General features: G+C 65.7%; 10 protein-coding genes. All 10 read left to right on the top strand.

Annotated features, from left to right (window positions below):
- The first annotated feature begins 268 nt into the window (after positions 1-268).
- The 10 genes from rplN (at position 269) to rplO (ending at position 4,541) form a co-directional block, all read left to right on the top strand.
- Positions 269-637: a 50S ribosomal protein L14 gene (gene rplN / locus LDQ05_RS19310; RefSeq protein WP_006554601.1), complete on the top strand. Its 369-nt coding sequence runs from the start codon at positions 269-271 to the stop codon at positions 635-637.
- Positions 637-954 carry a 50S ribosomal protein L24 gene (rplX, locus tag LDQ05_RS19305; RefSeq protein WP_226438567.1) on the top strand — a complete coding sequence of 106 codons (318 nt, stop codon included), beginning with the start codon at positions 637-639 and terminating at the stop codon, positions 952-954. Before rplN ends, rplX begins: the two co-directional genes overlap by 1 nt.
- Position 955: 1 nt before the next feature.
- The gene (gene rplE, locus LDQ05_RS19300; protein WP_226438566.1) at positions 956-1,522 is read left to right on the top strand and encodes a 50S ribosomal protein L5; all 567 of its coding nucleotides are present in this window, start codon (positions 956-958) and stop codon (positions 1,520-1,522) included.
- Between the two features lie 4 nt (positions 1,523-1,526).
- On the top strand, positions 1,527-1,712 hold the full coding sequence (locus LDQ05_RS19295) for a type Z 30S ribosomal protein S14 (RefSeq protein ID WP_072845931.1): 186 nt from the start codon (positions 1,527-1,529) through the stop codon (positions 1,710-1,712).
- A gap of 162 nt (positions 1,713-1,874) precedes the next feature.
- Entirely contained in the window at positions 1,875-2,273 is a 399-nt protein-coding gene (rpsH, locus tag LDQ05_RS19290; RefSeq protein WP_226438565.1) for a 30S ribosomal protein S8, read from the top strand.
- A 14-nt stretch (positions 2,274-2,287) separates the two neighbouring features.
- Complete coding sequence (rplF, locus tag LDQ05_RS19285; RefSeq protein ID WP_226438564.1) at positions 2,288-2,827, top strand: 50S ribosomal protein L6; 540 nt, start codon at positions 2,288-2,290, stop codon at positions 2,825-2,827.
- 2 nt (positions 2,828-2,829) lie between these two features.
- Positions 2,830-3,237, top strand: coding sequence for a 50S ribosomal protein L18 (gene rplR / locus LDQ05_RS19280; RefSeq protein ID WP_226438563.1), 408 nt, complete (start codon positions 2,830-2,832; stop codon positions 3,235-3,237).
- 31 nt (positions 3,238-3,268) lie between these two features.
- Positions 3,269-3,916: a 30S ribosomal protein S5 gene (rpsE, locus tag LDQ05_RS19275; protein WP_226438562.1), complete on the top strand. Its 648-nt coding sequence runs from the start codon at positions 3,269-3,271 to the stop codon at positions 3,914-3,916.
- Entirely contained in the window at positions 3,916-4,095 is a 180-nt protein-coding gene (rpmD, locus tag LDQ05_RS19270; RefSeq protein ID WP_226438561.1) for a 50S ribosomal protein L30, read from the top strand. Before rpsE ends, rpmD begins: the two co-directional genes overlap by 1 nt.
- Before the next feature lie 2 nt (positions 4,096-4,097).
- The gene (gene rplO / locus LDQ05_RS19265; protein ID WP_226438560.1) at positions 4,098-4,541 is read left to right on the top strand and encodes a 50S ribosomal protein L15; all 444 of its coding nucleotides are present in this window, start codon (positions 4,098-4,100) and stop codon (positions 4,539-4,541) included.
- The last annotated feature ends 71 nt before the right edge of the window (positions 4,542-4,612 follow it).

Genomic DNA, 4,612 nt, shown 5'->3' with positions numbered 1-4,612 from the left:
CTCTTCCGATCCGTCCCCGCGTGTGCGGGGACGGGCCGCTCGGCGTCGGTGATGGACCCTGCCCGGACGTGCGCGACACGCCCGGGTCGGGGTGGGGAGTGACCTCACAGTTGGTGAATTTGCCCCGCGTGAGGTATATGGCCTACCCTAGACGGGTTGCTTTGCGGGACCCGTGTGTCTTTCGCACGCGCGCCGTGGGCAGCCGACGACCGCGTACGTCCAGGTCGGAAATCTGACGTACACACCAATCCAGGTCAAGGAGACGTAAGTGATCCAGCAGGAGTCGCGACTGCGTGTCGCCGACAACACGGGTGCCAAGGAGATTCTCTGCATCCGCGTTCTCGGTGGCTCGTCCCGTCGCTACGCCGGAATCGGCGACGTCATCGTCGCCACCGTCAAGGACGCCATCCCGGGCGGCAACGTCAAGCGTGGCGATGTCGTCAAGGCCGTGATCGTGCGCACCGCCAAGGAGCGCCGCCGGCCGGACGGCTCGTACATCAAGTTCGACGAGAACGCCGCCGTCATCATCAAGGGTGACAACGACCCCCGCGGCACCCGCATCTTCGGACCCGTCGGTCGCGAGCTCCGCGACAAGCGCTTCATGAAGATCGTCTCGCTCGCTCCGGAGGTGCTGTGATGAAGGTGCACAAGGGCGACACCGTGCTCGTCATCTCGGGTAAGGACAAGGGCGCCAAGGGCAAGGTCATCGCGGCCTTCCCGAAGGAGAACCGTGTCCTCGTCGAGGGCGTGAACCGGATCAAGAAGCACACCGCGGTCTCGGCCAACGAGCGTGGCGCCTCGCAGGGCGGCATCGTGACGCAGGAGGCCCCGATCCACGTTTCCAACGTCGCGGTCGTCGACTCGGACGGCAACCCCACCCGCGTGGGCTACCGGACCGACGAGGAGACCGGCAAGCGCGTTCGGATTTCCCGGAAGAACGGGAAGGACATCTGACATGACCACCACCGAGAGCAAGACCCAGCCGCGCCTGAAGGTGCGCTACCGCGAAGAGATCCGCGACGCGCTGAACTCGGAGTTCGAGTACGCGAACGTCATGCAGATCCCGGGCGTCGTCAAGGTCGTCGTCAACATGGGTGTCGGTGACGCCGCTCGCGACGCGAAGCTGATCAACGGTGCCGTCCACGATCTCGCGCTCATCACCGGTCAGAAGCCGGAGATCCGCCGGGCCCGCAAGTCCATCGCCCAGTTCAAGCTGCGCGAGGGCATGCCGATCGGTGCGCGCGTCACGCTGCGTGGCGACCGCATGTGGGAGTTCCTCGACCGTCTCGTGTCGATCGCGCTTCCCCGTATCCGCGACTTCCGCGGCCTCAACGGCAACCAGTTCGACGGCAACGGCAACTACACGTTCGGCCTGAACGAGCAGTCGATGTTCCACGAGATCGACGTGGACAAGATCGACCGCCCGCGCGGCATGGACATCACTGTCGTGACCACCGCTACCAACAACGAAGAAGGCCGTGCCCTGCTCAAGCACCTCGGCTTCCCGTTCAAGGAGAACTGAGCCCATGGCTAAGAAGGCACTGGTCAACAAGGCCAACAAGAAGCCGAAGTTCGCGGTGCGCGCCTACACCCGCTGCCAGCGTTGCGGGCGCCCCCACTCGGTGTTCCGCAAGTTCGGACTCTGCCGTATCTGCCTCCGCGAGATGGCACACGCCGGCGAGCTTCCGGGAGTTCACAAGAGCTCCTGGTGACGTGATCGGTGGGCGGGCCCCAGGGTTCCGCCCACCGCCACGCCTGTCAGGAGTCGGCCGCGTGGCCGACTCGCATGAAACCAGATTCGCTGCAGGCCCACGATCGGGATCGCTCCCGGTGTTGCATGGGAACCGCACCGAGAAAGGTGTACAGGTCAGACCATGACCATGACCGACCCCATCGCAGACTTCTTGACGCGTCTGCGTAACGCCAACACGGCGTACCACGACGAGGTCAAGCTCCCGTCCTCGAAGATCAAGGTGAACATCGCCGAGATCCTCAAGCGCGAGGGCTACATCGCCGACTACCGCGTCGAGGACGCGGAAGTGGGCAAGACCCTCATCGTCGACCTCAAGTACGGGCCCTCCCGTGAGCGCAGCCTCGCCGGTGTGCGCCGCGTGTCGAAGCCCGGCCTGCGGGTCTACGCGAAGTCCACCAATCTGCCCAAGGTCCTGGGCGGCCTGGGCGTGGCGATCATCTCCACGTCCTCCGGCCTGCTCACCGATCGCCAGGCGGCCAAGCAGGGAGTGGGCGGGGAAGTCCTCGCCTACGTCTGGTAAGGGAGGCCACCACAATGTCGCGAATCGGAAAGCTCCCCGTCGCAGTTCCCGCCGGTGTCGAGGTGAACATCGACGGCCAGGACGTCGCAGTGAAGGGCCCCAAGGGCAACCTGTCGCTGACGATCTCCGAGCCGATCACCATCGCCAAGGGCGACGACGGCGCGCTGAACATCAACCGCCCCAACGACGAGCGTCGCAGCCGTGCGCTGCACGGTCTGTCGCGGACGCTCGTGCAGAACCTCATCATCGGTGTGACCCAGGGCTACACCACCAAGATGGAGATCTTCGGCGTCGGTTACCGCGTTGCGCTGAAGGGCAAGGACCTCGAGTTCTCGCTCGGCTTCAGCCACCCGGTGCTCATCGAGGCCCCCGAGGGCATCACCTTCGCCGTCGAGGCGCCCACGAAGTTCTCGATCTCGGGCATCGACAAGCAGAAGGTCGGCCAGATCGCGGCCAACATCCGTCGGCTGCGCAAGTCCGATCCCTACAAGGGCAAGGGCATCCGCTACGAGGGTGAACAGGTCCGCCGCAAGGTCGGAAAGACGGGTAAGTGATCATGAGCCAGACCGAGAACCAGAAGGCCAAGCGGATCCCGCTGGGCAAGGATGCTTCCACCACGCGTCGTCTGTCGAAGACGCGTCGTCACTTCCGTCTGCGCAAGAAGGTCGCCGGCACCGCCGAGCGTCCCCGTCTCGTCGTGAATCGCTCCTCGCGGCACATCCACGTGCAGCTGATCAACGACCTGACCGGTACGACCGTCGCAGCGGCGTCGACCATCGAGGCGGACGTGCGTGCCGTCGAGGGCGACAAGAAGGCCCGCGGCGCCAAGGTCGGTCAGCTGATCGCCGAGCGCGCCAAGGCCGTCGGTGTGGAGTCCGTGGTCTTCGACCGCGGTGGCCACACCTACGCAGGCCGGATCGCGGCCCTCGCGGACGCTGCTCGCGAAAGCGGGTTGAAGTTCTGATGACCATTTTCACGAACGGAAGGAACGCCTGATGCCGGGACGTCAGCGGCGTGACGGCGGCAGCGGACCCGCCGGACAGAACGCCAACAGTGGAGACAACCGCGGCGGACGCGACCGTCGCGACCGGGACTCGCGCGGCGGCAACGCCGGCGACCGGTCGAACTACATCGAGCGTGTCGTCTCGATCAACCGCGTGTCGAAGGTCGTCAAGGGTGGTCGTCGCTTCAGCTTCACCGCTCTCGTGATCGTCGGTGACGGCAACGGTGTCGTCGGTGTCGGCTACGGCAAGGCCAAGGAAGTTCCCGCGGCCATCCAGAAGGGTGTCGAGGAGGCTCGCAAGGGCTTCTTCCGCGTTCCGCTCATCGGCGGAACCATCACCCACCCCGTCCAGGGTGAGGCCGCAGCCGGCGTCGTCCTGCTGCGTCCGGCCTCGCCGGGTACCGGTGTCATCGCCGGCGGTGCGGTTCGCGCCGTGCTGGAGTGCGCGGGCATCTCCGACATCCTGTCGAAGTCCCTCGGCTCCGACAACGCCATCAATGTGGTGCACGCGACGGTTGCGGCCCTCAAGGGTCTGCAGCGTCCCGAAGAGGTCGCGGCCCGCCGTGGCCTCGCGGTCGAGGACGTCGCCCCCGCCGGCATGCTGCGCGCCCGTGCACAGGCTGCTGGGAGCGTGAAGTAATGGCAGATCTGAAGATCACCCAGATCAAGAGCACCATCGGTACCAAGCAGAATCAGCGCGACAGCCTGCGGACGCTCGGCCTGCGGAAGATCCGTCAGTCCGTGGTTCGTGAGGACAACCCGCAGAACCGTGGCTTGATCAACGTGGTGCGTCACCTCGTGACCGTTGAGGAGGTCTGAGAATGACCATCAAGCTGCATCACCTGCGCCCGGCCCCGGGTGCGAAGACGGACAAGACCCGCGTCGGACGCGGTGAGGGTTCGAAGGGCAAGACCGCTGGTCGCGGCACGAAGGGCACCAAGGCACGCAAGAACGTGCCGGCGGCCTTCGAGGGTGGCCAGATGCCCATCCACATGCGTCTGCCGAAGCTCAAGGGCTTCAAGAACGCATTCCGCACCGAGTACCAGGTCGTCAACGTCGGCGACATCGCCCGGGTGTTCCCCGAGGGCGGCGCGATCGGCGTGGACGAGCTCGTCGCCAAGGGCCTGGTTCGCAAGAACCAGCTCGTGAAGGTGCTCGGCGAGGGCGAACTGTCGGTGGCCGTCCAGGTCGCCGCGAACAAGTTCTCCGGCTCCGCCAAGGAGAAGATCACCGCCGCCGGCGGCACCGCGACCGAACTGGCCTGACCTGTTCGCTCGTGCGTGAGCCACGGCTGACGAACGGCCGCGATGCAGGTCATCCTGCATATCGGAAGAGC

It is taken from the genome of Rhodococcus yananensis (assembly GCF_020515525.1).
Taxonomy (GTDB): Bacteria; Actinomycetota; Actinomycetes; order Mycobacteriales; family Mycobacteriaceae; genus Rhodococcus; species Rhodococcus yananensis.
This window is presented reverse-complemented; position numbering and strand designations above follow the sequence as displayed.

What these genes read in the sequence shown, in the direction of transcription:
- rplO (WP_226438560.1), top strand. Translation starts at nt 4,098, where the DNA reads ATGACCATCAAGCTGCATCACCTGCGCCCGGCCCCGGGTGCGAAGACG.
- rpsH (WP_226438565.1), top strand. Translation starts at nt 1,875, where the DNA reads ATGACCATGACCGACCCCATCGCAGACTTCTTGACGCGTCTGCGTAAC.
- rplX (WP_226438567.1), top strand. Translation starts at nt 637, where the DNA reads ATGAAGGTGCACAAGGGCGACACCGTGCTCGTCATCTCGGGTAAGGAC.
- rplR (WP_226438563.1), top strand. Translation starts at nt 2,830, where the DNA reads ATGAGCCAGACCGAGAACCAGAAGGCCAAGCGGATCCCGCTGGGCAAG.
- LDQ05_RS19295 (WP_072845931.1), top strand. Translation starts at nt 1,527, where the DNA reads ATGGCTAAGAAGGCACTGGTCAACAAGGCCAACAAGAAGCCGAAGTTC.
- rpsE (WP_226438562.1), top strand. Translation starts at nt 3,269, where the DNA reads ATGCCGGGACGTCAGCGGCGTGACGGCGGCAGCGGACCCGCCGGACAG.
- rplE (WP_226438566.1), top strand. Translation starts at nt 956, where the DNA reads ATGACCACCACCGAGAGCAAGACCCAGCCGCGCCTGAAGGTGCGCTAC.
- rpmD (WP_226438561.1), top strand. Translation starts at nt 3,916, where the DNA reads ATGGCAGATCTGAAGATCACCCAGATCAAGAGCACCATCGGTACCAAG.
- rplF (WP_226438564.1), top strand. Translation starts at nt 2,288, where the DNA reads ATGTCGCGAATCGGAAAGCTCCCCGTCGCAGTTCCCGCCGGTGTCGAG.